Origin of the sequence: Solibacillus sp. FSL R7-0682 (assembly GCF_038005985.1) — a bacterium.
Lineage (GTDB): Bacteria > Bacillota > Bacilli > Bacillales_A > Planococcaceae > Solibacillus.
The window spans coordinates 2,193,098-2,219,561 of sequence record NZ_JBBOUI010000001.1 but is presented as its reverse complement, the minus strand read 5'-3'; the positions used below and the strand labels follow the sequence as shown (position 1 = coordinate 2,219,561).

The following is a 26,464-nucleotide window of genomic DNA, read 5'->3' as shown; positions in this document are numbered from 1 at the left end:
AAACAGCGACAAGCACTGTTAAATGATATGCTCCCCATTAGGTAGACAGATTAAAAAATAAAATCTGTTTATCGATTGGAGGGCATTTTTTTGTCTAATAAAACATTTTCATTAGAGACGAAGATTTCAGCTCTTAAATACCTAGAGGAAGGTCGTTATTCTGCAAGAGAAATTTGCAAGATGTTTAATTTGAATCCAAATCGCTTATATGAATGGCGCGCTAAATATCAATTCGGGGGCACAGATGCATTACTTCGTCCCGTTAAAAATAAAAGATACCCTAAAGAATTGAAAAAAAACGCCGTTGAAGATTACCTAACAGGCAATTATTCAAAGTATGAGATCATGATTAAATATGGAATCAGTGGTCGAAAAGTATTCAATAGCTGGTTAAAAAAATATAATAGTCATAGTGAATTAAAAGACTCGAATCAAAGGATGAGCCAAACTATGACTAAAGGAAGAAAAACTACTTTTGAAGAACGAATTGAAATCGTGAAAGCTTGCTTAACAAATGAAAAGGATTATAAAACAACAGCGGTTCAATATGATGTGACTTATCAACAAGTATATCAGTGGGTGCGTAAGTTTGAAGATGGTGGCGAAGCATCTCTTGAAGATCGCCGTGGGCGAATGAAATCAGCAGATGAACGTACACCAGAAGAAAAATTACGTATAAAAATCAAAAAAATAGAACGTGAAAATGAAAGATTACGTGCTGAAAATTTACTTTTAAAAAAGTTAGAGGAAATCGAAAGGAGGCTTCGTTAAGTAAACTTCGTACGCAAAGTCATTATCTAGCTATTAAAGAACTGGCAGAAAAAGAAAAATTTCCGATTCTATTACTTTGTAAATTAGTGAATGTTTCACGAGCAGCTTATTATAAATGGTTAAACCGCCAACCGACATCACATGAACTAGAAAACAAGCAGTTAATCGAATCGATTGAACATTTATATAAGCAAGTAAATGGTATTTACGGTTATCGTAGAATCACGATGACAATCAATCGCCAACGAAAAAAGAATGGCTTAAATAAAGTAAATAAAAAACGTATTTATCGTCTTATGCAGATTTCCGAATTGCAGGCAGTTATTCGACGTCGTCCCAAAAAGTACCGTAAGGTAACACCAGATTACACAGCTGAGAACGTATTAGCACGTGAATTCACGGCCGAAAAGCCAAATCAAAAATGGTGTACAGACGTAACTGAATTCCAGTATGGAAACGGTAAAAAGGCTTATTTAAGTGCGATTATTGATCTTTATGACAAATCTATTGTGAGTTACAAATTTGGACAATTAAATAACAATGATTTAGTTTTCAAGACGCTTAAACCAGCTATACGCCAATTAAATAAACAGGAATTTCCTATCCTACATAGTGATCGAGGATATCAATATACATCAAAAGAATTTAAACGAATCATGGAGAAAGCCAATCTGACACATAGTATGTCGAGAGTCGGCCGCTGTATTGATAATGGACCGATAGAAGCGTTTTGGGGAACTCTAAAAGTAGAGAAGTATTATTTACATAAATTTGAGACGTATGAAGAGTTAAAAAATGCGATTGATACGTACATAAAATTCTATAACAACGAACGATATCAAGAAACATTAAACGGCTTAAGTCCTAAGGAATTCAGGTCTCAAGCCGCTTGATGAATTTTTATTATTTCGACTGTCTACTTGACGGGGTGCAGTTCATAAATCAGTGTTTGTCGCTGTTTGAAATGTTACCAAGCTTCGATTTGGGAACGTTATTAAGACTTATATTACATAATGTATAAATTTTTAATGAAAATAGAGTCGCTTCAACAATAGCATCCGATTGCTGAAGAATAAAAATTGCACCAGATCCTTAATTCATACTAACTATTATTTCTCTAAAATGAATGTGTTTATAAATATATTATGACCAATTACTTTTACATATTTTCTGTTCTATTCAAAGATTACAGCTCCTGTATTGTAATCTAATAGTAAGAAGTAACCATCTGAGTAAGTACCGTCTTTAATAGGTTGATACACCGTTAATGTTGATGTGTCTCTTAAATATTCTGAAGCAGGGTATTTTTCCCACTTCTCTAAAGAACCTGTAATTTTACTTAATTTAGGTTTAAAGGCTATCTGTCCATTTTTTTTATAGGGTACTTTAGCTGAATATGTTGTACCTACTTGTCCAGATTTAGCTTCGGTATAAGAATAACCAATTGAGCTAGAGATAATTTCCTCGACCCCAGTTTCAACAGATGCCGAAAAACTACGAGTAATTGTTTTGGACTCTGATATTGTGATAGGACAACCGTCTAGATTAGGACATAGCAAACCTCTAGATACCGTTACTGAAGAGCCGAATACATTTGTTCTAGTTGATGGTTTAGATGCATAAGGTTCTAATAAATTTTCTTTGAACCCTTTAGTTATAGAAGAATTAATTTCAGCTTTAGTTATATCTTCTGTTATTTCTTCAGAATTCTCAATTTCATTGAGGTATTCACTAATGGGTACTTCAATTAATTGATTTGTTAATGAATCCCATTTGTAAACTGCCATTATTTCCTTGTTACTAGAACTATCGTAGACCTTAATTTCGTCAGCATTAACTGTGTATGAGAATACAAAGAAGCAACATAAAGTGAAAAGCATAGTAAAAATTTTTTTCAATATTAAACTTCCCTTTAATGTTTTTTTATGTTATAAAAAGTGACATAAAAAGTATTTTTCAAAAAAAAAAAAACGATTATATGTAAGGGAAAACGAAATATATATGTTTTTTTAGAAAAACTCAAAGTTTTATGTTACAATTTATTACATTGGGATTATTTTACAATATTTCGAAATAAAAAGGAAGGTGATTTTTATAAAAAAAAATATTTTTATTTTATTAGTGTTCTTTTTAATCGGATGTAGTCAAGTTGAAGAGGAAGAAGAAAAAGTGATGAATTATATAACTGCAGATTCTGCGATTAATAGTGCTTTAGAAAATATTAATGGAGAGATCCTTCAAACGATAACTATGGAGACTGAAGTCTTTGTATTTTTTAGAATTAAAAATGAAGGTGCACTTGGTATTTTTACTGTATATAAAAATAACGATAAATATTATATAAATTATGAGAAACGAGCAATGAAGGCTAATTTAATTTGGGGAGAATATGATTCTAAATTAAATGGACGTTTGACAGCAGTGATGGGGAAAGTACCTGATGATGAACAAATAGAAAAAGTGAAATTAATCGGGGGAAATTCGGAAATGGAACTTGCTGTATCCAATAAATACTTCGTCATTTTTAATTACCAAGATACATTTCGTACGATTGAATATATAAAATAGCCTTGGCGAGGGTACTTAAAGCTCGGGTAGGTGCTTCACTCATCTTACCGAACCGTAGAACCTTCCCAAAGCGTCGTTTGGGAGTATTGTTGATCCATAACCTTGTCATGGCATTTGTTATTCCATAATCTGGGCGCGATTCTTCAATAAGAAGATCGCGTTTTTCCGTTATAGGGCCATATTATGAAATATAATATTGATAGATAATAGCATTTGGATAAATTTTGAAACAAATAAGAATTTTAATTCGTATATTAGATACTAAATACTTTAAGGCGGTGTTGTATGTGGAATGGATAGCTATAATACTAGCTTCTCTTATACCATATGGTATTACCATTTGGACTTATCTCTATCCAAAAGAAAGTTTATTGTTGGGAAGACGAGGGATATACAAGGAAGAACCTGAAATAACGGAAAGTGCAATTAAAAATACAAAAATGAAAGCTAAAATCACCATTATCGTTTATCCGATAGTTTATATTATAGTTTTTGTTTATATTTACAGCTTGTAAAAATATAAAATCCTTTCTTCAACAATCTGGCGCTTTAATGGAATATGGATCACAGAAATGATCAATCTTTATTCAAAACCAACATTTTTATGAATTAAATTACATATTATACGACACTAACTATTAGATTTTTATTTTAAAAACAAAAGCATCTAAGAAAAATAAAAGTTACTTATGAAATTGTCAATGAAAATGAAAAAGCAACTAGTTTACATAATATATTTATGTAAACTAGTTGCTTTTTCTCGTTCCAAAATGGTGATCTCATAGTATAATAATAATACCAATTTTTCTGGGAGGTACTAGTTTGCAGCAGGCGTTACAATATTTAAAAACTTATTTTGGTTACGATACATTTCGATTAGGACAATCACAAGTGATTGAAAATATTCTTCATAATAACGATACATTGGTGATTATGCCAACGGGTGGCGGGAAATCCCTTTGCTATCAAATTCCAGCACTATGTATGGAAGGAACTACGATTGTTATTTCTCCTTTAATTTCACTTATGAAAGATCAAGTGGATATGCTAGTTTCAAGCGGCATACCAGCTGCATTCATTAACAGTTCCCTAAGCTTTGAAGAAGTACAGGATACAATGTATCAAGTACGAAATGGACAAATTAAATTGCTCTATATAGCACCAGAGCGATTAGAAAATGAACGCTTTACGAGGGAGCTTGCACAATTACGTGTTCCTTTAATCGCCATTGACGAAGCACACTGTATTTCACACTGGGGACATGATTTCCGACCAAGCTATCGTTCAATTCAACAGCTTCTACACTTATGGGAAGTAAAACCTACTGTCATTGCGTTAACGGCTACTGCTACAGAAGAAGTTAGTGAAGATATTCGCCAATTGCTATCAATTGATAATGATCATACATTTATTACTGGGTTTGCAAGAGATAACTTGAAATTTTCTGTCTTACTTGGTGAAAACAAAGAGGCGTTCATTAAAAAATACGTGAAGGCGAATGGGAATGAAGCGGGTATCATTTATGCCGCTACACGAAAATCTGTTGAGTCAGTTTATGAAATGTTACATAAAGTTGGTGTATCCGTTGCTAAATATCATGGTGGGATGTTTGAAGAAGATCGAACATATGAGCAAAATCGCTTTCTTAACGATGAGGTCCAAATCATGGTAGCGACAAATGCATTTGGTATGGGCATTAATAAAACGAATGTCCGCTATGTGCTTCATTATAATATGCCACGCAATATGGAGAGCTATTATCAAGAGGCTGGGCGAGCAGGAAGAGATGGTTTAGCGAGTGAATGTATTTTACTTTATTCATCATCTGACGAGCAAACACAACGTTTCTTAATCGACCAGGCACAGGATCGTAGCAGAATTCCACTCGAATTAAATAAACTGCATAAAATGATTGATTATTGTCATACAGAGCGTTGTTTACAGAGTTACATTGTCGAATATTTTGGCGACGAATTAACTGCTAATTGTAATAGATGTGCTAATTGTACAGATGATCGACCACAGCAAGATGTTACAACTGATGCACAAAAAGTCTTATCTTGTATTGTTCGAATGGGCCAAAAATTTGGTAAGCAACTAACTGCTTCAGTACTTGCTGGTTCACGAAGTAAAAAGGTAACTGAATTTAACTTTCATAAACTTCCGACATATGGCATTTTAAAACCGATGAATGCAAAAGAAATCGCTAATTTTATCGAATTTTTGATTTCAGAAAAACTCATTGCAGTGAATAATGGACAGTTCCCAACATTATCGATTTCAGATACTGGAAGGGAAGTCTTACTTGGGGAGCAAAAAGTACTACGTAAGGAAACACGTATTCCTCAAACGACAATTGAACAAAATGATCCACTATTTGAAGTACTTAGATCTGTAAGGAAGGAAATTGCAGATCGAGAAAAAGTGCCACCATTTGTTGTATTCTCAGATAAATCTTTAAAAGATATGTGTGTAAGACGACCAAAGAACAGCGCACAATTTTTAGAAGTTAGTGGTGTTGGTGAAAGTAAGTTAGAAAAGTATGGAAAAACGTTTATTGATACAATTCAGCAGTTTATTACACAAGAATAATAAAAACAAGCTCGTCACAAAAGACGGGCTTTTTTTGTTGTCGATATTTTATGAATTATTTATAATTGGTTTTATGTGTTTCGTGAAGTTTAAAATAATTAAACTTTTTTAAAGATATTGTAAATAAGTTACTTCCATAGTTTAATTAAATATAATGTACTGAGAAGAGTAGGTGGATTTTTATTGAACACTTTAGGAGAGCGCATCAAGAAGCTGAGAAAAGAAAAAAAATATACGCAAACTGAGCTGGCGGGTGACCGTCTCACAAAGGGCATGCTTAGTTTAATTGAAAATAATAAAGCCCAGCCTTCAATGGAAAGTTTACGCTTTTTAGCAAAGCAATTAGGAGTAGAGGTTAGTGAACTACTAGATGATGGGACATTAGCGCAGCTTCGAAATTTATATACTGAAATTGAAGAAGACATCGAACGAAGAGAGTTGCTTATAGATCCTGAACAAGTACAATCTTTATCGGTTAATATGATTGAAAAGATTGAACCATACTTGGCACAAATTCAAGGGACTAATTATGAACAAATTCGCTTGCGTGAAGTTTATTATTTAATGAATCGCACAATAAATAAAGCGAAATCATTAGAGGAGTATTGGAAGTTTATTGACCAATATGAAGCGATTCACGCCTATAGCCGTATGCTTCGTTGTTATTTCTATTTAGCTTTTGCTGCGATGGAACAAAGGAATTATCAAGATACACTAGCTATATTAAAACAAGGTGAACAAAGTATTGCACCATATGAATTATTAATTGATCCGATTGTACGCCTTGATTTATATTACAATTTAACTGTTGCATATTCGGCTATTGACGATATTGAGATGTCTGAGCGATATTTACAGAAAGCTTTGGGAATTGCCAAAAGAAAGCATATTTTTTATCGTATGGCTAATTTTTATGAGTTAATATTTATCCACGCAGTTGCCAATAAAGAATATGATAAAAGTACGCAATATTTCCAAAAGTTAAAGTTACTAGCTGATTTTTCTGAGGATGCGTCCATAGCGCGTGCAACGGCCCATTGTCATCTTCATTATGTGAATAATGTAGAACGTAATTATAGTGAAATTGATCAAATAATGGCTGAATATAAGGCAGTATTAGCAAATGACCATTACTTGTATGATCATCCTAAATTTATATGTGAACAAATGTATGCCCAGTTCCATATGAAAAATTATGAGCAAGCTTTAGTATATGGGAAATCGTTAAAAATACCGGGCTTCATTCATCATCCGATTGACTTAGCGATGTATTACCGCTTTTATGCCATTCGGGCACTTGCTTATTATTATTTAGAGGATTTTGAAACAGCGAAGAAAGAGATTATTTATGCAAAAAATGGGGTAGAGGATTTCCCTGATACAATTTATAAGCAATTTGTGTTAAATGCTTATTCGGAGATCTTTTTTGATTAAAAAAACGAATTGCTTTCAACTGGGAGCAAACTTAATAAGTGACGATTAAAAGAAAAACTCCATCATTTTGACGTAAGTCAAAATGATGGAGTTTTGTGTTTAACGAATTACACAGTGAAAAAGGATGTATCGTTTAAAATAATAAAAATATAAATTTATATTTTATATGCAACTAATCAATCTATAAAATACTCTAACGTTATGTAAGGAAAAGGAGGTGTTCGCAATGGAATATGAATTATTAGTAAAAAAAGCTCAAAAAGGAGATGGAGAAGCATTTATACAACTTATTCAGCAATATGAGCTCATTTTGTATCGAACGGCGAAACGACTTGGTTTAAAAGATGATGATATATCGGATATATTACAAGAAACCATTTTAACTGCCTTTGAAAAGGTAGGCACGCTAAAAAAGGCTTCATACTTTAATACATGGATTTGTCGTATTTTATTAAACAATTGTTATCGCTTTATGAAAAAGAATAAACAAATCGTTTCAATTGATGAACCACTATTTAATCATTTGTCCTATCAAGATAATTTATCAATCGAGTTAGAAGATGCATTAAATAGTTTAGATGACAATCTTCGTATTGCATTAACACTTTATTATGTGAACGGTTTTACAACGAAAGAAATTAGCGAATTTCTTCACGAACCTGAAGGCACTATTAAATCACGAATCTCCAGAGCCAAAAAAAAATTAAAAAATACATATTATTTGGAAGGAGCTAATCTAACATGAAGCGAAACATGGATGAGATAATGAATAATAACATAAATAAGGAACAAGTAATACCCGATTCAATCCGTGTTGCATTTGACAAATCATACGAACAAATCCGACAGCAATCCAAGAAAAAAGTAAAAAAATCTTGGTTAAAACCTGTTTCAGCTGCAGCTGTAGCAATTACTTTAAGTTTTGCAATCTTACTCACGAATGATACTACGTTAGCAAAACTTCAAGCTTTTTTAAGTATAAATGATCCAGGAATCGAAACTGCGGTTAATAATGGTGATTTACAATATATAGCGCAAACACAGAAGTCTGAAAACCTCTCTATAACACTAGAAAATTTGTTTGCAGACGCCTATCGTTTAGGATTACAGGTAACAATTGAGGCAGACCATATTTCAAAAGACAACCTAAACTACCTAAGTTTTGAGTACCGTCTTTTTGATGCTGATGGTATTGAAATTGATGCACTTGTATCTGATACAAAGGAAATCGCTGGTTCAAGGATTTATTCGGGCGCAGATTTCCAACTTAGAGAAGTGAAAAATAATAGTGCAACACTAGAATTTTTTGCAGAAGCAACTACAACAACTGCCCCATCATTAGAAGGTGCTAAATTAGTCGTTGAAACCGTGCACTTTATAAACAATGAAGGAGGCGTTACTTCAGTTGATGGTGAATGGACATTTGATTTAACATCAGCGAATGTTATAACAAAAGAGTATATAGCAAAAAATTCTGTTACTGGTTTAACCTTAGAACATGCTATTGTAACAAACGGTTCGATGCAATTGCGTTATAAAATCGATGGTATCGTTGAAAATGAGAATGAGATTTTTGAAACAGCATTAATCAATGATAAAGGAGAATCGTTCTTTGCAAAAAGTGCAAATGTTGAGCGATTAGAAAAAGGGCAACAAACAGTGATTAGCCTTGTTTTTCCATACAGTGTTTGGAATAAGCAACAATCGCTCTTATTAAAGGTTAAGGGATATAATGAATTAAGATTAGTAGAGAATGAGTAAATAAGTGCCGAGGTCCTAAAAGAAATTATTTATTAAAGCAAAAATATAGTTATCGCATATGTGTGTGTAGCCTCCTGTCCCTTAAAGATAGGAGGCTTTGTTTCAACTACCGCTATGAACATTCCGATAAGTATTTAATGTAAGTACTTATCTGGACAAAATTAAGATTTTAAAAATTTTATTATAATATTTTGGTATTATTGTATAATTTAAGTAATTACGAATAAAGGAGAGAGGAATATGTTAGTCATTACTGTAAAGATCACAAACAAATCGGAGGGTATGTTGGTTTAATTTCATAATGTAACTTATTCTCCGATTTGAGCTTCAAAACTGACTCACTATTCGGAGGTAAACAATTGGACATTAAAAATATTTATTATTTTATAACGAGTTCGCGTTCATTTTGTATTCATATCGTATTCACATTAAATGCGATTTATTATGTTTCTCATGCTGGATTAAACCCACTTCAATTAGTGTTAATTGGAACAATTATGGAATTAGCTGTTTTATTTTTTGAAATTCCAACAGGCTTAGTAGCTGATTTTTGGGGGCGGAAAAAATCCTTTATTATTGGCACATTCATCATTGGTTTAGCACATCTATTAGAAGGTAGTGTTCCAACATTTTGGGCGATTGCAGTTGGTGCAGCATTATGGGGAATAGGCTGGACATTTATTAGTGGTGCGGAAACGTCATGGATTGCAGACGAATTAGAAAATAATGAGTTAGATACTGTTTTTCTTAAAGGAGCCAAATTTAGCTCAATTGGCAGTTTTTTAGGAATTATTGTAAGCGTAGTTGTCGCAACAGTCTTTACTGTGCAAATTGCTATTTTAATTGCAGGTGGGTTGCTCGTGGTCATTGCGATTATTTTATTAAGAATAGTACCTGAAACGAAATTTCTTAGTATTGCACATGGAGAAACGACAAGTTATCAACAAATACTACATGCTGTTAAGGGTGGGCTAATTCAAATTAAAGGAAATGCAATGCTAATCAGTCTTGCAGTTGTTACGATATTTTTTGGATTAGCTAGTGAGGGTTTTGATAGACTTTGGGGAGCACATTTCATAGAAGGTTTCCATTTGATTGAAAAAGATGCGATCTATTGGTTTGGGGCTTTTTATGCAATTGCTTTTTTATTAAATATAGGAATTTTAAAAGTTGTTGAAACCTATGTGAAAGAGCGATTTGCAATGGTTTTACTTGTTCTTAATAGTTTACTTGTACTAATAATGCTATTCTTTGCCGTTAGTAATGCTTTTTTATTGGCAGCGATATTGTATTGGTTGATTGCATCACTTCGTGCCGTCAACACACCATTAATAAACATCCTGACTAATAAACAATTACAATCACAAGGTCGAGCAACTGCGCTTTCGATGTATGGTCAACTTGATGCGTTTGGTCAAGTAGCTGGTGGGCCGTTAGTTGGAATCATTGCACTTTATACATCGATTCAAGGTGGTATCATTTCTTCAGCAATTTTAATTATACCTACATTGTACTTTTTATGGCGAATGAGTAAATTTTCATAATGATAAATATTAAGTAAGTATGACAGTTAAAATATGGGGGCGTTGATTTTGCAACGATTCCATATTTTTTTATGATGGGAACCAAATGAACTCACTTTTTAAGAAAAGATAAAATATACTTTAAAATTAATAAAAGGAAAAGAGGAATATTGAACAGAATTAGATAGAATGGGGTATGGAAATCGTCACTCAAAAAATCAAAGAAAAACGCTGCAATCATATGAAACAGCGTTTTTACGTGAATGGATTGTTAAACAGCAACTAATTTCTTTTTATTCTTTGTTCCAATGCTCAGTAATAAACTCATCACGACCGGATTTTGCGCGATCTTCTTTATAATGAGCCTGTTCTTTTTTGTAGTAATCTTGGTGATAATCCTCAGCAATCCAGAAAGTTTGTGCTGGTAAGATTTCTGTTACAATTGGCTTTTTAAAGCGGCCACTATTGGCTAATTGTTGTTTGGATTTTTCTGCGGCTTCCTGTTGTGCGACATTATGTGTAAAGATAACAGTTTTATAAGATTCACCACGATCATGGAACTGTCCACCTGCATCAGTTGGATCAATTTGCATCCAAAAAATTTCTAATAAGCGCTCATAGCTAAAAATTGTTGGATCAAATTCAATTTCTACAACTTCCACATGTCCAGAATCACCGCGCTTAACGTCCTCATATGTTGGGTTATCGATATGTCCCCCCATATAGCCACTCGTTACTTTATGTATTCCATCCCATTGATCGAATGGCTTTACCATGCACCAAAAACAACCTCCTGCAAATGTAGCCTTTTCCATCGTCTCACTCCTCAGTTTACAATCATATAATAAATATGCTGTATTCTAACATGGAATGAGTTAATCAGCAATGTGAAAAATAAATGTGTACAATACAATCTTTTTGGAGAAGGGTATAGTAGAACTTATATTGAAACTAATCTATAATTGATTTCGTCTAATTGTGAGTAATAGAAAGGAAGATATTACTTATGGAAGAACATGTGCAAAAAACGCGATATCGTAAAAAGAAGCTACGAAAAGGTCGTTTAATTTTTATCGTTTTGTTTGTAACAATAGTCGGCTTACTCGTCTATAGTTATACGCAATATCGAAGTGGCCTTAATTTAACGAATGATGAAAGTATCCCTGCTGCAGATTTCACACCAGATGAAAAACATCCTACTATTGAAAATTATTTAGTTTTAGGTGTAGATAGTCGCGGAGAGGAAAAATCACGATCTGATACAATGATGCTTCTATCTTGGAATCGAGATACAAATGATATGAAGCTCGTTTCCTTTATGCGTGATATTTATGCGGAAATACCAGGTTACCAATCCTACAAACTAAATACAGCCTATTATTTAGGCGGAGTACCATTAATTCAAGAAACGTTAAATAATATGTTTGATATACCGATCCACCATTATGCTTTAATTGATTTCACAAGCTTTGAAACATTAATCGACATCTTAGCACCAAACGGGATAGAAATGGATGTAGAAAAAAATATGAGTGGAGATATCAAGGTTGACATTAAAAAAGGGCTACAAAATTTAAATGGGAAAGAATTACTTGGCTATGCTCGATTCCGCTCAGATGCTGAAGGAGACTTCGGACGTGTGGAGCGTCAACAAAAGGTAATTGAAGCTTTAAAGGATGAGTTAATGAAGCCAACTAATATGGTAAATATCCCGAAATTTGTAGGTGCTACACAAGGATACATTACTACAGATTTATCAAGTAAAGACCAGTTAGCAACCGTGCTAAAAGCAGTTGCTGGTGGTGGAATGAATGTAGAAAAAATGACGATCCCTGCTGAAGGTACTTATACATTCGGTAGCTATAGACACGCTGGATCAGTACTTGAAATCAATTTGCAACAAAATAAACAAATTTTGCATGATTTTTTACAATTAGAGGAGTAACCATTATATCAATATGAAAAATCCATGATAAAATATAATGGAACATAAAATTATGCGATTTGTTGGGGTGGTTTTTTGGAAAATGAAAGAGAAAAAGCGGGAATCAAGTCGAAACCATTACCGCAAGAGAAATCGGCATTTTTCTCAAGTAGATTTATTCGATTTTTAGGTGGTAAAAATTTACTTTACTTATTGATTGTTCTCTTACTGATAGGTTGTATTGTATTTATATACAATAAAATCTCCTTTATTTTTGAACCATTAAGTGTATTAGTAGAAGTAATTATTTTACCAGGAGTACTTGGGGTTATTTTATTTTATTTATTACGACCACCATTAAAATTATTAGTGAAATGGAAAGTACCCCGAGCATTAGCAATATTTCTTTTGTATATTATTGTTGCTGCATTATTAACACTGCTGATTGTACTTGTTTATCCATTCCTACGGGATCAATTTACGAATTTAGCCCAGGAATTTCCGCTAGTGTTTATGTCATTTGCTGATCAAATTTTATCATTTTTAAACAATTCTCATTTTGATGAGTATTTCCAATCAATCAACGTGAATTACAACGAATTTTTAACGAACTTTACAGATGATCTAGTAAATGCAGTAAAGGAAACAATGTCAAGTTTAGCAACGGGGGTTGCTACTGGGCTAACAGGACTTGTTTCAGCAGTAACAGGTATTGTACTAGGATTAGTAATTGTACCGTTTATTACGTTTTATTTACTATATGAAGGCGATAAAATGCCGCGCTTTATATTACGTTTATTCCCACCACAACAACGTGAACATATTGGCGAAGTATTACATGATATGGACAAGCAAATTAGTTCATACATTCAAGGGCAAATTTTAGTATCGTTTTGTATCGGAGTCATGATGACAATCGGTTTTGTAATTATTAAAATGCCTTATGCTTTCTTATTAGGCTTTTTAGCAATGATTACAAGTGTCGTGCCGTATTTAGGACCAGCAATTGCAGTTACGCCAGCTGCCATAATAGCCATTGTTAACTCGCCATGGCTATTAGTGAAGTTAATTATTGTCTGGACAATTGTACAATTAATTGAAGGGAAGTTTATTTCCCCTCAAATTATGGGTAAATCATTAAGTATACATCCAATTACAATTATCTTTGTACTCCTAACAGCTGGAGCATTATTCGGCGTTCCAGGTGTAGTTTTAGGTATCCCAGGGTATGCTTTAATAAAAGTACTAGTGACCCATGGATATCGCCTATTTAAAGAGCGTTACAATCGTTTCCAATCAGACGAAACGAATTTATACGAAGATTAAAAGTGAACGATGTGAGGATGTCCTATAAGTGTAGACTTATTGGCATCCTCTTTTTTGAAAATTTATTGGGATTTAAATTCATAAGCGGGGGATTTAGTATGTTAAGTAAATGGGTAACAACAGTTGAGGAAAACGGTGTAAAAGTTGAAACGGTTATCGAAAAAACTGAATTGGTAGAAGGCGACATCCTGAGTGGGACGGTTTATGTGACTTCATTAGAAGAAGACGAACAAGAAAAAATTGACTATATTTCATTAAAGGTAATTTGCAAGGATGCTGATGGTGACTTGCAAGTTATTGCAAAGCATTCATTTGAGCTTGTTGGGGGCATACGATCTAAAGATGCAGAAATTATCCCATTTGAATTAATTCCAGATGAACGTTGGAGTTGCGGACCAAAACAACAGCTAATTTTTCAGACAAAGGTGCTTTTTTTAGATGGTACAGTAATTGAAGAGGCAGGTATTATTTCTTACGAGTCCGAGTAAACAGTGCCTTCTATTCGTAGTGTTTATCGCATTGATTGTTTGTCATAACCACAAAAAAAGGATGAGTCTACTTTTGAGGAGACTCATCCTTTCGTCTATTATTTTAAACTTTTTAATCGTTCAACTGCTTTTTGTAATTGTTCAACTGGTTGAACTAAGGCTAATCGCATATAGCCTTCGCCAGCTGTACCGAATGCAGTACCTGGTACCATGACTACTCCAGTTTCTTCAATTGCTTTAAATGCAAAGTCAACACTATTTAATGTTGAAGGGTATTTTGCCCATACGAACATTCCTCCATCACTTGGAGCAACTTCCCATCCAATTGAAGTTAAGCCATTCATTAATGTTTGATGACGTACAGAAAATGTTTTACGCAGTTCTGCTGTTACTTCTTCTGCATGATCAAGCGCTAACGCAGCAACTTGTTGAATTGGCTCAAAAATACCAAAATCCAAATTCGATTTTAATTGCTTCATTATTTCCACTAACTTGTCATTACCAACAATGTAGGCGATACGAGTACCGGCTAAGCTGAAGCTTTTCGATAATGAGTTAATTTCTAAGCCAACTTCTTTTGCACCTGGTGTCGCCAAGAAGCTAATTGGAGAATTTCCTTTAAAGTAAAACTCTGAATAGGCAGCATCATGTAAGACAATGATGTTGTATTTTTTTGCAAAGGCAACGACTTCTTCAAAATAATCAAGAGAAGGCATTGCTGGTACAGGGTTTCCTGGTAAATTTAAAATAAGTAGCTTTGCTTTTTGAAGTACTTCGTCAGGAACGGCTTTTAGATCTGGTAAGTAATTATTCTCTTTCGTTAATGGCATATAATATGGTTCTGCACCAGCTAAATGAATGCCTGCATCATATGCTACATAAGCAGGATTTGTCGTTAATACGATATCACCTGGATCACAAAAAGCGACGGGTAAATGGACTAAGCCTTCTTGCGATCCAATCGTTTGAACTACCTCTGTTGCAGGGTTTAACTGAACATTATTAACTCGTTTATAATAGCGACAAACCGCTTCGTTAAATGCTTGAATACCCGTTAATGTATAACCATAAGAAGATGAAAGTGCAGTTAATTCTGACATCTTTTGACGTAAATTTTCTGCAGGTGGAATATCTGGGCTACCTAAGCTTAAATCGATTAATTCCATCCCTTTTTGTTGTTGTAATAGTGCATGTTTCTTCAAGTCTCCAAAAATTGCAGGAGCAAATAACGACATTTTTTTTGACGGTTGGATATTCAATTTGTAACACTCCTTAAAACTTTTCCAATATATGCCCCATTTTATCATACTCATCACGTATAATGGGGAGGAATTCAGAAAAAAGGATTAATGCAATACATTAAAGCGTTAAATTGCTGTGTATTAGCAAATTTTTGCGGAAATGAAGGGGAACAATGATGAAAATATATTCTTTAAGTGGGGCAAGTGGGACAGGAAAGAGTACAAGTGCGTTGCAATTCGCACATGAACATAACATTCCAGCGATTATCGACGATGGACTACTCATTGTGAACGGAGAGAAGGTTGCAGGTACTTCAGCGAAGTTTGAAAAGAATACGTTAAAGGCTGTTCGTCGTGCCATATTCGAGGATGAGTCACATAAAGACGAGGTCATTCAAGCATTAAAAAATGGACAAGTTGATGCCATATTAATTATAGGAACTTCTGATAAAATGACCGGAAAAATAGCGAAACGTTTACAACTCGGTGAAATTATGACATACGTTCATGTAGAAGATGTTCGCACAGAAAAAGAAATTCAAATGGCACGGTTTATTCGTGAAATACAGGGTAAACATGTAATGCCCGTGCCTTATCGCCAAGTAGAACAAAACTTCTTTAAACGCCTTATCCAGCGTGGGAAGGAGATTTTTTCGACGAATCGTGAAAAAATCGGGGAGACGACAATCGTACGACCAGATTTTCACCAGCAAACGATTACGATAGCGCGATCTGTCTATTTGGATGTTATAAAGCATGTAGTTGAAAAAAATACAATTGTTTCACGATTAGTACATTTACATTTTTCAATTGTATCTGTCCCGCGTGTAGTTATTGAAATACAAATTGCTGCACCGGTTTCTTATTATATACCGGATGCTATAAAACAACTTCAACAGGAAATTGCAGACAGCTTTCAATTTCATTTTAGTATTGGACCAGAGGAAATTAATGTAAAGATTGTAGGGATAGAGACTACTATACGATAAAATAGGGGAAATGAGTTAAGTAGTAAATAAATATATAGTATACTGGAAAAGACAATTAAATAGGAGGAGGGGTAATCTATGAATAAACGGCGACGGTTTGGTATTCGCTTTAAAATTACAAGTGGATATATTGTGTTAATAACCTTTTTAGTCGCAGCTACAATACTATTAAATACACAAGTAACCAACCTTCAAAAAGAACGTAATGGAATTATTCAATATGATTCACAAATGCGGATTTTATCAAACCAATTAGAACGTCAAATTGTAAATATGGAGTCTTCCTTACATCGTTATCTCATAACGAAGGATGAAAACTATATAGAAACATATTATCAAGGCCTAGCAACATGGAATACAATTTATCAAAATTTGGATGACCTCGTTCAAAATTATTCCACACATCAAAAGAAGCTTCCGACAATACATACAAGTATTGAATATTGGATTGCCAACATAGGTCAACCGTTAATTGATGTTATTGCGACAAATGATTCTGAGCGAATAGTAGAAAAGTTTAATGGTGTACAAAGTAGTGCCATTATAAGCGATTTACAAGCACAGTTTACGGATTTTCGGACAACTGAAACAGAAGCCATTCAGCAAAAAATCGTGGAGTTAGATGGTAAAAATAGACAGTTAACATTTAGTCTATTTGCGATATTAGGCGTGATTGCAACATTAACGATATTAGTATTTAATACGATTTCACGTAAAATTACTGAGTCAGTTAATGAAGTAACATCGACTATTCTTGAAATAAATGAGACAAACGGAAAAAACCGAAAGCCGATTATTGCAAAAACAAATGATGAAGTACAGGATTTAGTCGATGCAACAAATACTCTATTAATCACAATGGAAAATCGTCAATTATTCCAAAGAAATATAGCGGAAATTGTAACGTCCTATCAAGGTGTCGATTCATTGGACAACCTCGGTAAAGTACTATTAAAGGAATTGACAACACGTACTGAATCTGTCTATGGCGCTTTTTATATACAGGATATGCAAAATAAGCAACGATACAATAAAATTGCTTCTTTTGCAGATTCGAGAGAAGAAGTTGGCCGTCAGCATTTCATGGCAGGTGAAGGCTATATTGGCCAAAGTGTTAGGGAACGCCGGATGCTAAACTATGAAAATATGGAGGAGAGTTTACGGATTTTTGAAACTGCAATAGGTAATACGGAAATTACGAATGGCGTCATAGTACCAGTTTTATTTGGTAGAGACGTCGTAGCAGTATTGGAATTTGCGGCTATCCATACTTATAGCGCCCAACAAAAGTTATTGATTCAGGAGGTTGTTCAACATTTAGGGGTGACCATCAATAGTATTCAAGGGCGTATGGAAATAATACGTCTACTAAATGAATCGCAGACGATGACAGAGGAGTTACAAGTTCAGTCTGAGGAATTACAAACCCAATCTGAAGAATTAAAAATGCAGACGGAAGAGCTAAAAACGATTAATGAACAGCTTGAAGAACGAACTCGTGACGCAGAACAAAAATCATATGCACTGGAAAAAGCTCAAATTGAACTTGAGCAAAGTGCCGAGCAATTGCTTCAAAGCTCCAACTATAAATCTGAGTTTTTAGCAAATATGTCCCATGAGTTAAGAACACCGCTTAACAGTATTTTAATATTATCAGAAATGCTCGCGGAAAATCGTGATAATCGTCTATCTGATGATGAATTAGAATATGCCAATGTCATTCACAAATCTGGTGGGGATTTACTAAATTTAATAAATGATATATTAGATTTATCAAAAGTAGAAGCGGGTAAGATGGATTTATGGTTTAGTGAGATGGATGTTTCTGAAGTACCACAGCATATTCAAAGCTTATTTAACCCATTAGCGGAGCAAAAAGGAATTGAATTAATGGTGGATGTTTCACCAGATATGGACACGATTTTTTACACAGATGTAAAACGATTCCATCAAATTATTAATAATTTATTGTCGAATGCTGTGAAATTTACTGAACAAGGTTCAATATCTGTAATAATTGAGCAAGCTGAAATTACTTCCAGTATGCAGCATAGTAGTGATAATTGGATTGCAATTACCATTAAAGATACGGGGATTGGTATTCCAAAAGAAAAGCAGCAAATTATTTTCGAATCATTCCAGCAAGCTGATGGTGCAACGGTCCGAAAATATGGTGGGACAGGCTTAGGGCTATCCATTTGCCGTGAATTTACAAAGCTACTTGGTGGCTGGATGTCACTTATAAGTGATGTAGGACAAGGTAGTACATTTACTGTATTTTTACCAAGTCTTCCAGATGGGAATATACCTCAAGGTCAACTTGTACAACAGGAAGTTGCATTTACTGATGCACCACAACTTATTGAAACGCATATGGATAAAACGGTGTTTGATGATAAACATATATTAATAGTGGATGATGATTATCGAAATATTTATGCATTAAAGCAGGCGTTAGAGCATAAAGGTGTCAAAATAATAGAAGCGAATAACGGAGTGGAATGCCTAAATATTTTACAAACAGAGCCTAGAGTAGATCTTGTATTAATGGATATTATGATGCCAGAGATGGATGGTTATGAGGCAATGGAACGTATTCGAAGAGATTTGAATTTAACTGAATTACCGATTATCGCACTAACGGCTAAGGCAATGAAGCATGACCGTGATCGTGCAATTGAATCGGGTGCGTCAGACTATATTAGTAAACCGTTAAATTTAGATCAGCTCTTTTCTGTTTTATCAGTATGGCTAACAAGTGAGGAACGTTTACGAAATGAATAGGCAACAATTAGAATTACGTTTGTTACTCGAGGCAGTGTATTCTTTATCAGGATTCGATTTTCGAGAGTATAATCAGCAGTCCATTTTACGTCGTGTGCAGCATCGAATGCGAATTAACAACATCCCGACAATTTCACGGTTAACTGAAATGGTTATTTATGAAGAGCAATTACTGTCTCAATTATTAAATGATTTTTCGATTAATGTGACAGAGATGTTTCGAGATCCAACCTTTTTCCGAGCATTTCGCGAAGAAGTTGTGCCTCAATTAAGGGAGCTTGATAAAATTCGAATTTGGCATGCAGGGTGTGCTACGGGTGAAGAAGTGTATTCTATGGCCATTTTATTACGAGAAGAAGGCTTACTTGATCGTACAGCCCTATATGCAACTGATATGAATCAAAATGTATTAACAAAAGCTCAAAAAGGTGCGTTTCCGATTCAAAAAATGCAAGCCTACACGAAAAATTATTTTTTAGCTGGTGGGAAAGAAGCCTTTTCTCAGTACTATAAAACAGATGCAGCGTATGTATATTTTCAACCGTGCTTACGTGAAAACATCATATTCGCGCAACATAATTTAGTAACCGATCATTCCTTTCAAGAATTCGATGTCATTATATGTCGGAATGTACTCATATACTTTACGCAAAAGCTACAGCATGATGTACATCAGCTTTTTTATGAGAGCTTAGCACCGAATGGATTTTTAGCATTGGGAGATAAGGAAACGTTGCAATTTACACCGTTAGCACCGAAATATCAAACAGTGCATCAAAAGGAACGGATTTACCAAAAGAAAAGTTAAACGAAGCAAAAGAGCTACACGATTTTTTTCGTGTAGCTCTTTTTTTAAATTAAGATCCTGCTTGTAATAATAAGACGCACATGTCGTCTGGCTGGTTTTGTTGTAAATCTTTATCGACTAAATAATCTATCGGTGGTCGATCCTTAGCCCACATGACACTTGCTATTTTACAAAGCTCTTTATCAGATGTAATTTCACAAGGACCCATCGCTTCCAATACACCATCCGTGAATAAGACAATTTGAACAGAGGTTGTATAATGAATAATTTCTTTGTCAATTTTAATTTCTTCAAAGAACCCAACTGCATAACTTGTTTGTGTGATGGGCACCGTTTGTTGTCCGTCAACAAGTGCATAGCCAGTAGGATGTCCAGCATTAACATATTCGATTGTCTTTTTTTGCGTATCAATAATAAAGCAGACGCCTGTAAAATAATACAGTAAATTTTCTTTTTCATTTTGTAATAAACTCATATAACGGTTTAGCTCGGCAATAACAAGTTCTGGATCAACTAATTTTTTTATTGCCTCACGTAATACGGAGGAAATGTACATACATACTAACGATGCAGAAACCCCATGACCCATCATATCGAGTAAAATGACGGCATATCGATGATCATCGATTTTATCCCAATAATATAAATCACCTGCTAAATTAAATGAAGGTAAATAAGAAGCCGTAATCATTAAATCCTTCTGCTCAACTGGTGGACTTAATAAGCTTTGTTGTACACGCGCGGCTAAGTTAAGCTCCCGTTCAATATTTCTTTCTTGATTTGTATGCCAATCGAGTTCTGATTTTAAACGTAATGCAACTCGTAAGCGAGCAAGTAACTCGACTTTATTAATAGGTTTCGTTATGTAATCAATACCGCCCACATCTAACGCTTCTGATAATTTTCCTTTATCCTCTAATGCAGTTACAAAAATAACTTGAATATCTTTTAAACGGGGATCTTCTTTAAGAATTCTACAAGCTTCAATTCCATCCATTTCTGGCATCATGACATCTAATAAAATAGCATCTACCTCGTTACATTGAGGTACATTGGATGGATCCAAATATTGAAATAGCTCTTTCGCAGATTGTAATGAAACATAGTCTTGATAGCCGTCCGCTTTCAAGATTTTTTCTATTACGTAGAGATTTACTCTGTTATCGTCTACTAGAAGAATGGTCACTATATCACCTTACCTCTTTGCAATTTAATTGAAATCTATATAAAACTATTTCTTCCAATGTAATTATACAGAAAGTAGAAATAATTTGAAAATGAGAAGCTTGCTATAGTTACACTTACACCTATAGTAGGATATTCTAAGGTTCATTTATTACAATATTTTGTAAATTGATAAGGAGAATTACATAATGTGGGGAACGGTAAGAAGTGACAGATACCTAACATTAAAAAAGAATAATAGAAGTACATCCGCCATTTTCAACAAATATGCAATAATGAATATTAAATAAATAATGAAAACCCCCTTTTAAATTAAATGTGAACTACAGTGTACTGCAGTTTTCCATTTAATCTTGCAAGGAGGTATTTCACATATTCTTTACTTTAACCAGTAAAGCGTTTTATTTGTTTCGTTTAAATTGCGGTTGGCGCTTTTCTACAAAAGCAAGAACGCCTTCAGAAAAGTCATTTTTTGATACAAATGGTGTTGAACCTTCCCATAAGGCAGGTGTTGAATTAATACATTCATTTACTGAACGTTTTACAGCTATTAAAGAATCTGGTGACATGCCTGCTACTAGCTTACCCATGCGAATAGCAAAGCGCGTCAAATCCTTTTCTGCGACTAAGTAGTTTAACATACCAGCTTTAAATGCTTCCTCTGCTTTATACATTCGACCTGTAAATACAAAATCCTTTGTTGCAGAAGGACCGACTAAATCCACAAGACGCTTCGCAAACTTATTGTTTAACGTAATCCCTAATTTCCCGACAGGAATCCCCATTTTTGTTTTATCCGAACCGATACGAATATCACAGGCAAGTGCTAATTCTAGGCCAGCTCCCATTGCTGGGCCATTAATGACCCCAATGACCGGAATTGGTAAATTTTCAATTGTCGAAATCGTCTTTTCCATATGTACAAAAGCTTCTTCTGCTTTTTCTAAGGAAATGGAATTGAACTCTTTAATATCTGAGCCGGCAGTAAAGTTTTCACCTGAACCGCGCAATAAGAGTACTTTATTTTTTGGATTATCTAACGTGCGTAGGGCAATTTTGGCTAATTGATCCCACATGTTTGCTGTAAGTGCGTTTTTTAACTGCGGACGGTGTATTGTAATAATCGCGAGTCCAGCTGTTTCTTGATAAATGATTTTTGCTTCTTCCGCTTCAAGTCTTGTTGTACGTACTTGCATAAGTAATTTTTCCCCCTAAACCTTTTCATGATGCTTATTATAGCTTATTCGACAATTAATGACATGCAATTTAGAATTTTCAAGAAGAAATGCATCATGGAAGGCATTTTTACAGGAATGATTTACGTTTTTCTTTAAAAAATCATGCTACAATACGAGTAAGGGGCGTGGTAAAATGGAGCAATTAATTGATTATGTAAAAGCATTTGAAGTGTATTTACGTGGACTCAATAAATCTGCTTATACGACGAAACAATATTCGCTTGATGCGAAACAATTCGCAGAAATAGTGAATGATGCTCAATCGATTAATGAAGCGCTACTACACTATACTAATATGATCGTGGAACGCTATCCAAGTACAAATTCCATTAACCGTAAATATGCAGCGATTCGACAGTTTTTAAGCTTTTTACAAACGCGCGGTATTATTTCATCATATAATACAAATGCTTTGCAACCACATGACAAAGATGAAAAAAAGCTTCAAGTGTTAAAAGAAAAGCAACGGAAAAAAGTAATTACATATTGGCCACATAAATATGAGATCGCTTTATCAGAGGAGGATGCTTGGCTTGCGTTACGAAATGCGACAATAGTTTTTTGTATCGCTGAGCTAGGAATTAAACCAGCGGAGCTCGTGCGTATGGAGTGGAAGCATGTCCGTGAAGATGAACAGCAGCTTATTGTGCTTTCTTCTAAAAAATACAGAATACTTCACTTATCTAAAACACTTGTGGAGCTTTTAAAACGTTATCGAGAGGAAACGAATGCCTTTATGCTTGCAGCACATTCTTCTCCTTACGTATGGTTAGGTGTTGGGAATCAACAAGGGCAACCTGTTACAGTAAAGACGATTGAACGCGTTTTTTCTGCAATGTCGGAGCAACTCGGTTTTAAAATTACTGCGACAACACTTCGATACGCGGTCATCAAAAAGGAATTGAATAACTCAACGGATATTGATGCATTGTATGAACAGTTCGGTTATGCTCGAAAAGGAGTATTAACAGAGCGCCAACAGCGTTTTTCAACGGAAAGAGAAATAAAACAATAACAAAAGAAAGCAGGGGTATTATGGCTATTTCATTAATGGAAGCCTATATGATTGAAGTTTTAAAAAGTCATGCGCTTACATATGAAGAAATTAGTAATCAAATCGAACAAAATAATGTTGATCAAATTGCTCAACAATACGAGGTAGATATGGCGCAATTAAAAGCGCTATATGAAGCTTCACCTGTTGAATTTAAGGATGCGTTTCAAGGACATTACGAAGTGAAATTCATGACGATTAACGGACTAAAAAATTTAATTCGGATGAGATTTGGCATTACTGAAGATCGCTATACTCTTTTAGAACAAGGGAATGGAATCGAAAATTTAATAATTGATGAAGCGACTGAAAAGCAAATTACTACGATGCTTTCTTCAAACTGGAAAGTTAAACGTGACGATAAAAAAGTTACGTTTTATGTATAGGTGATGTGATGGAAACGTTCATTATTTTTATATTTATTATTGTCCTTGCAATCATTTCTTTTAAGGTCATGAAAAAAATATTCAAGCTAATTATTTGGCTCGTTATCTTTTATTTACTTTATCAATATTTCTTTATGTAAAGAATGGATGTGCTCCTGTATTGGGCGCATTCTTTTTTTTTAATTAATTTACTAGCCTTTAAATTTTCAAAATATATTGTAAATTTTTAATTTTTGTTTTATACTTTGAACATTCTAAAAACCAAGTAAGTTAATATGATTATATGGAGATGGTGTTATGTCAGCAAAACAAATTCACTTTGGTGCTATGATCCATGGTGTTGGAAGTCATATGTCATTATGGAAACACCCAAAAATTAATCCAGCACAAAGTGTAAGTCTTGAATATTATGTGCAGCAAGCGCAAGTGGCAGAAAAAGGGCTGTTCGATGTTGTGTTTATTGCAGATGGACTTTTTATTAATGAAAAATCATTGCCACATTTTTTAAATCGCTTTGAACCGATTACGATTCTTTCCGCGCTTGCAATGGCGACTAACAAAATTGGGCTAGTTGGGACGATTTCAACTTCCTATAGCGAACCATTCAATGTAGCACGTCAGCTTGCGTCATTAGATTTAATTAGCAATGGTCGTGCAGGGTGGAATGTCGTGACAACGCCACTTGAAAGTACCGCATTAAATTTTAGCAAAGGCTTAGATCATCATCCTACCCATAGTGAGCGTTACGAAATAGCTGCCGAGTATGTAGAGGTAGTGCAAGGTCTTTGGAACTCATGGGAGGAGGACGCCTTTACGTATGATGTGGAAAATGATCAATTTTTCGATTCTAAAAAGTTACATCCTCTTAATTACGAAGGAAACTATTTTTCAGTGGCAGGACCGTTAAATATTCAACGATCAGTGCAAGGTGAACCGGTTATTTTCCAAGCGGGCTCCTCACCAGCCGGGATCGCATTTGCAGGAAAAGCAGCAGATGCCATTTTTGCAAATGCCGTTTCGATTGAAGAGAATAAAAAGCTACGAGAAAAACTACGTGCTGCAGCAGCCGAAAGTGGGCGGGATGCAAAAAGTTTGTCCGTATTACCTGGCATATCACCAATCATTGCAAATACCTTTGAAGAAGCAGAACAAAAGTACTTGGAAGTAGCGGAATTAATAACGGCTGAGAAAGCATTGGCCTATTTAGGGCGTTATTTTGACCATCATGATTTCACTCAATATGAATTGCATGCGCCATTTCCTGAACTTGGTGATATCGGGCGCAATAGCTTCCAATCTACAACAGACCGGATAAAAAAATATGCTAAAGAAAAAAACTTAACGCTATACGAGGTGGCCATTCGTGAAGCGACACCTAAGGATGCATTTTTAGGTACTCCTGAACATATCGCAAACGAAATAATTAAATGGATTGATGCAGAGGCAGCAGATGGATTTATTATTTTACCCGGTGTTCCAGAAGCTTTAGAAGATTTCGTTGATATGGTCATCCCTCTGTTACAAGAAAAGGGTTATTACCGTACCGAATACACATCCAATACGTTACGAGAGCATTTAGGCTTACCAAACAAGCCAAGTAAACACGATCAAATACATGTTTAAAGAGGTGCGGAATGATTCAACTATCAAATATTCATAAATCCTTCGGGAAAAATGAAGTATTAAAAGGAATCGATTTAACGGTTGAAAAGGGAGATATTATCGCAATATTAGGACCAAGTGGCTCAGGTAAAACAACTTTGTTACGAAGCATCAACTTTTTAGATAAAGCAACGTCCGGTATTATTACAATCGATAATCTATCACTTAATGCAAAAACAGCCTCTAAAAAAGAGATAATTGAACTTCGTAAAAAAACAGCCATGGTATTTCAAAACTATAATTTATTCCAGCATAAAACGGTGCTTGAAAATATTATGGAAGGTCCCATTCATGTTCAGAAGCGGGAGAAAAAAGAGGTAAAAGAACAGGCTTTGGAATTATTAAAGAAGGTGGGGCTTACAAATAAAGCGGATGCCTATCCAAGCTCTCTGTCAGGAGGACAGCAGCAACGTGTTGGTATTGCGCGGGCATTAGCGATGAATCCACAAGTTATTTTATTTGATGAGCCAACGTCTGCTCTAGATCCTGAACTAGTTGGGGAAGTACTCGATGTCATTCGAAAAATTGCAAATGAAGGGATTACGATGATAATCGTTACGCACGAAATGAATTTCGCGCGTGAAGTTTCCAATCATGTTGTTTTTATGGATGGAGGGGTGGTTGTTGAAAGTGGGACGCCACAGCAGATTTTTAATCATCCGAAGCATAATCGAACAAAGCAGTTTTTAAAACGACTAACGCCAGAGTTAATGTTCGAAATTTAAGGAGT

23 protein-coding genes are annotated in these 26,464 nt (G+C 34.6%); 18 read left to right on the top strand and 5 right to left on the bottom strand.

Annotated elements, in window-relative coordinates; genetic code table 11:
* The first annotated feature begins 90 nt into the window (after positions 1 to 90).
* Positions 91 to 1,664, top strand: a protein-coding gene (locus tag MKZ17_RS11320; protein WP_340723839.1) for an IS3 family transposase whose coding sequence is annotated in 2 segments (ribosomal slippage) — positions 91 to 730 and positions 730 to 1,664 — 1,575 coding nt in all. Because the reading frame shifts where the segments join, the coding sequence is not laid out codon by codon here.
* 282 nt (positions 1,665 to 1,946) lie between these two features.
* Here MKZ17_RS11320 and MKZ17_RS11315 read toward each other — a convergent pair.
* Complete coding sequence (locus tag MKZ17_RS11315; protein WP_340723838.1) at positions 1,947 to 2,669, bottom strand: DUF6060 domain-containing protein; 723 nt, start codon at positions 2,667 to 2,669, stop codon at positions 1,947 to 1,949.
* Positions 2,670 to 2,940: 271 nt separating this feature from the next.
* Between MKZ17_RS11315 and MKZ17_RS11310 the strand changes: the two genes are divergently transcribed.
* From MKZ17_RS11310 to MKZ17_RS11280, 7 genes are all read left to right on the top strand, one after another.
* Positions 2,941 to 3,339: a hypothetical protein gene (locus MKZ17_RS11310; protein WP_340723837.1), complete on the top strand. Its 399-nt coding sequence runs from the start codon at positions 2,941 to 2,943 to the stop codon at positions 3,337 to 3,339.
* 287 nt (positions 3,340 to 3,626) lie between these two features.
* Positions 3,627 to 3,854 carry a hypothetical protein gene (locus MKZ17_RS11305; RefSeq protein WP_340723836.1) on the top strand — a complete coding sequence of 76 codons (228 nt, stop codon included), beginning with the start codon at positions 3,627 to 3,629 and terminating at the stop codon, positions 3,852 to 3,854.
* Positions 3,855 to 4,161: 307 nt separating this feature from the next.
* Positions 4,162 to 5,931 (top strand): DNA helicase RecQ, encoded by a 1,770-nt coding sequence (gene recQ, locus MKZ17_RS11300; RefSeq protein ID WP_340723835.1) that lies wholly within the window; start codon positions 4,162 to 4,164, stop codon positions 5,929 to 5,931.
* 183 nt (positions 5,932 to 6,114) lie between these two features.
* Positions 6,115 to 7,365 carry a helix-turn-helix domain-containing protein gene (locus MKZ17_RS11295; RefSeq protein WP_340723834.1) on the top strand — a complete coding sequence of 417 codons (1,251 nt, stop codon included), beginning with the start codon at positions 6,115 to 6,117 and terminating at the stop codon, positions 7,363 to 7,365.
* Positions 7,366 to 7,591: 226 nt separating this feature from the next.
* On the top strand, positions 7,592 to 8,110 hold the full coding sequence (locus tag MKZ17_RS11290; protein WP_340723833.1) for an RNA polymerase sigma factor: 519 nt from the start codon (positions 7,592 to 7,594) through the stop codon (positions 8,108 to 8,110).
* A complete protein-coding gene (locus tag MKZ17_RS11285; protein ID WP_340723832.1) occupies positions 8,107 to 9,126 on the top strand; it encodes a DUF4179 domain-containing protein in 1,020 nt (339 codons plus the stop codon). Before MKZ17_RS11290 ends, MKZ17_RS11285 begins: the two co-directional genes overlap by 4 nt.
* Positions 9,127 to 9,485: 359 nt before the next feature.
* The gene (locus tag MKZ17_RS11280; protein ID WP_340723831.1) at positions 9,486 to 10,670 is read left to right on the top strand and encodes an MFS transporter; all 1,185 of its coding nucleotides are present in this window, start codon (positions 9,486 to 9,488) and stop codon (positions 10,668 to 10,670) included.
* A 272-nt stretch (positions 10,671 to 10,942) separates the two neighbouring features.
* Here the strand turns inward: MKZ17_RS11280 and msrA are convergent, their stop codons facing one another.
* The gene (gene msrA, locus MKZ17_RS11275; protein WP_340723830.1) at positions 10,943 to 11,464 is read right to left on the bottom strand and encodes a peptide-methionine (S)-S-oxide reductase MsrA; all 522 of its coding nucleotides are present in this window, start codon (positions 11,462 to 11,464) and stop codon (positions 10,943 to 10,945) included.
* Positions 11,465 to 11,655: 191 nt separating this feature from the next.
* Between msrA and MKZ17_RS11270 the strand changes: the two genes are divergently transcribed.
* The 3 genes from MKZ17_RS11270 to MKZ17_RS11260 all read left to right on the top strand — a co-directional run bounded on the left by MKZ17_RS11270 (position 11,656) and on the right by MKZ17_RS11260 (position 14,387).
* The gene (locus tag MKZ17_RS11270) at positions 11,656 to 12,594 is read left to right on the top strand and encodes an LCP family protein (protein WP_340723829.1); all 939 of its coding nucleotides are present in this window, start codon (positions 11,656 to 11,658) and stop codon (positions 12,592 to 12,594) included.
* 75 nt (positions 12,595 to 12,669) lie between these two features.
* On the top strand, positions 12,670 to 13,899 hold the full coding sequence (locus MKZ17_RS11265; protein WP_340723828.1) for an AI-2E family transporter: 1,230 nt from the start codon (positions 12,670 to 12,672) through the stop codon (positions 13,897 to 13,899).
* A 98-nt stretch (positions 13,900 to 13,997) separates the two neighbouring features.
* On the top strand, positions 13,998 to 14,387 hold the full coding sequence (locus MKZ17_RS11260) for a cysteine synthase (RefSeq protein WP_340723827.1): 390 nt from the start codon (positions 13,998 to 14,000) through the stop codon (positions 14,385 to 14,387).
* A 98-nt stretch (positions 14,388 to 14,485) separates the two neighbouring features.
* On the opposite strand, the gene MKZ17_RS11255 is transcribed toward MKZ17_RS11260, so the two are convergent.
* Positions 14,486 to 15,646 (bottom strand): aminotransferase class I/II-fold pyridoxal phosphate-dependent enzyme, encoded by a 1,161-nt coding sequence (locus MKZ17_RS11255; RefSeq protein WP_340723826.1) that lies wholly within the window; start codon positions 15,644 to 15,646, stop codon positions 14,486 to 14,488.
* 155 nt (positions 15,647 to 15,801) lie between these two features.
* Between MKZ17_RS11255 and MKZ17_RS11250 the strand changes: the two genes are divergently transcribed.
* The 3 genes from MKZ17_RS11250 to MKZ17_RS11240 all read left to right on the top strand — a co-directional run bounded on the left by MKZ17_RS11250 (position 15,802) and on the right by MKZ17_RS11240 (position 20,209).
* Complete coding sequence (locus tag MKZ17_RS11250) at positions 15,802 to 16,617, top strand: isopentenyl transferase family protein (protein WP_445326911.1); 816 nt, start codon at positions 15,802 to 15,804, stop codon at positions 16,615 to 16,617.
* A 78-nt stretch (positions 16,618 to 16,695) separates the two neighbouring features.
* Positions 16,696 to 19,401, top strand: coding sequence for an ATP-binding protein (locus tag MKZ17_RS11245; protein WP_340723825.1), 2,706 nt, complete (start codon positions 16,696 to 16,698; stop codon positions 19,399 to 19,401).
* Positions 19,394 to 20,209, top strand: coding sequence for a CheR family methyltransferase (locus MKZ17_RS11240; protein ID WP_340723824.1), 816 nt, complete (start codon positions 19,394 to 19,396; stop codon positions 20,207 to 20,209). The genes MKZ17_RS11245 and MKZ17_RS11240 overlap by 8 nt, the downstream gene beginning before the upstream one ends.
* A gap of 49 nt (positions 20,210 to 20,258) precedes the next feature.
* Here MKZ17_RS11240 and MKZ17_RS11235 read toward each other — a convergent pair whose 3' ends face one another.
* Together MKZ17_RS11235 and MKZ17_RS11230 are read right to left on the bottom strand one after the other, a co-directional pair.
* Positions 20,259 to 21,395 (bottom strand): PP2C family protein-serine/threonine phosphatase, encoded by a 1,137-nt coding sequence (locus MKZ17_RS11235; protein WP_340723823.1) that lies wholly within the window; start codon positions 21,393 to 21,395, stop codon positions 20,259 to 20,261.
* 400 nt (positions 21,396 to 21,795) lie between these two features.
* Positions 21,796 to 22,590 carry an enoyl-CoA hydratase/isomerase family protein gene (locus MKZ17_RS11230; protein WP_340723822.1) on the bottom strand — a complete coding sequence of 265 codons (795 nt, stop codon included), beginning with the start codon at positions 22,588 to 22,590 and terminating at the stop codon, positions 21,796 to 21,798.
* A gap of 175 nt (positions 22,591 to 22,765) precedes the next feature.
* Between MKZ17_RS11230 and MKZ17_RS11225 the strand changes: the two genes are divergently transcribed.
* From MKZ17_RS11225 to MKZ17_RS11210, 4 genes are all read left to right on the top strand, one after another.
* Positions 22,766 to 23,647: a tyrosine-type recombinase/integrase gene (locus MKZ17_RS11225; RefSeq protein WP_340723821.1), complete on the top strand. Its 882-nt coding sequence runs from the start codon at positions 22,766 to 22,768 to the stop codon at positions 23,645 to 23,647.
* 20 nt (positions 23,648 to 23,667) lie between these two features.
* Positions 23,668 to 24,072, top strand: coding sequence for a hypothetical protein (locus MKZ17_RS11220; protein ID WP_340723820.1), 405 nt, complete (start codon positions 23,668 to 23,670; stop codon positions 24,070 to 24,072).
* A gap of 297 nt (positions 24,073 to 24,369) precedes the next feature.
* Positions 24,370 to 25,695, top strand: coding sequence for an LLM class flavin-dependent oxidoreductase (locus MKZ17_RS11215; protein ID WP_340723819.1), 1,326 nt, complete (start codon positions 24,370 to 24,372; stop codon positions 25,693 to 25,695).
* Between the two features lie 11 nt (positions 25,696 to 25,706).
* Complete coding sequence (locus tag MKZ17_RS11210) at positions 25,707 to 26,459, top strand: amino acid ABC transporter ATP-binding protein (protein ID WP_340723818.1); 753 nt, start codon at positions 25,707 to 25,709, stop codon at positions 26,457 to 26,459.
* Positions 26,460 to 26,464: the final 5 nt, after the last annotated feature.

Bases quoted from the DNA above. Each gene is read 5' to 3' on its own strand.
- MKZ17_RS11290 (WP_340723833.1), top strand. From the start codon at position 7,592: ATGGAATATGAATTATTAGTAAAAAAAGCTCAAAAAGGAGATGGAGAA.
- MKZ17_RS11285 (WP_340723832.1), top strand. From the start codon at position 8,107: ATGAAGCGAAACATGGATGAGATAATGAATAATAACATAAATAAGGAA.
- msrA (WP_340723830.1), bottom strand. From the start codon at position 11,464: ATGGAAAAGGCTACATTTGCAGGAGGTTGTTTTTGGTGCATGGTAAAG.
- MKZ17_RS11270 (WP_340723829.1), top strand. From the start codon at position 11,656: ATGGAAGAACATGTGCAAAAAACGCGATATCGTAAAAAGAAGCTACGA.
- MKZ17_RS11260 (WP_340723827.1), top strand. From the start codon at position 13,998: ATGTTAAGTAAATGGGTAACAACAGTTGAGGAAAACGGTGTAAAAGTT.
- MKZ17_RS11250 (WP_445326911.1), top strand. From the start codon at position 15,802: ATGATGAAAATATATTCTTTAAGTGGGGCAAGTGGGACAGGAAAGAGT.
- MKZ17_RS11245 (WP_340723825.1), top strand. From the start codon at position 16,696: ATGAATAAACGGCGACGGTTTGGTATTCGCTTTAAAATTACAAGTGGA.
- MKZ17_RS11240 (WP_340723824.1), top strand. From the start codon at position 19,394: ATGAATAGGCAACAATTAGAATTACGTTTGTTACTCGAGGCAGTGTAT.
- MKZ17_RS11230 (WP_340723822.1), bottom strand. From the start codon at position 22,590: ATGCAAGTACGTACAACAAGACTTGAAGCGGAAGAAGCAAAAATCATT.
- MKZ17_RS11225 (WP_340723821.1), top strand. From the start codon at position 22,766: ATGGAGCAATTAATTGATTATGTAAAAGCATTTGAAGTGTATTTACGT.
- MKZ17_RS11220 (WP_340723820.1), top strand. From the start codon at position 23,668: ATGGCTATTTCATTAATGGAAGCCTATATGATTGAAGTTTTAAAAAGT.
- MKZ17_RS11215 (WP_340723819.1), top strand. From the start codon at position 24,370: ATGTCAGCAAAACAAATTCACTTTGGTGCTATGATCCATGGTGTTGGA.
- MKZ17_RS11210 (WP_340723818.1), top strand. From the start codon at position 25,707: ATGATTCAACTATCAAATATTCATAAATCCTTCGGGAAAAATGAAGTA.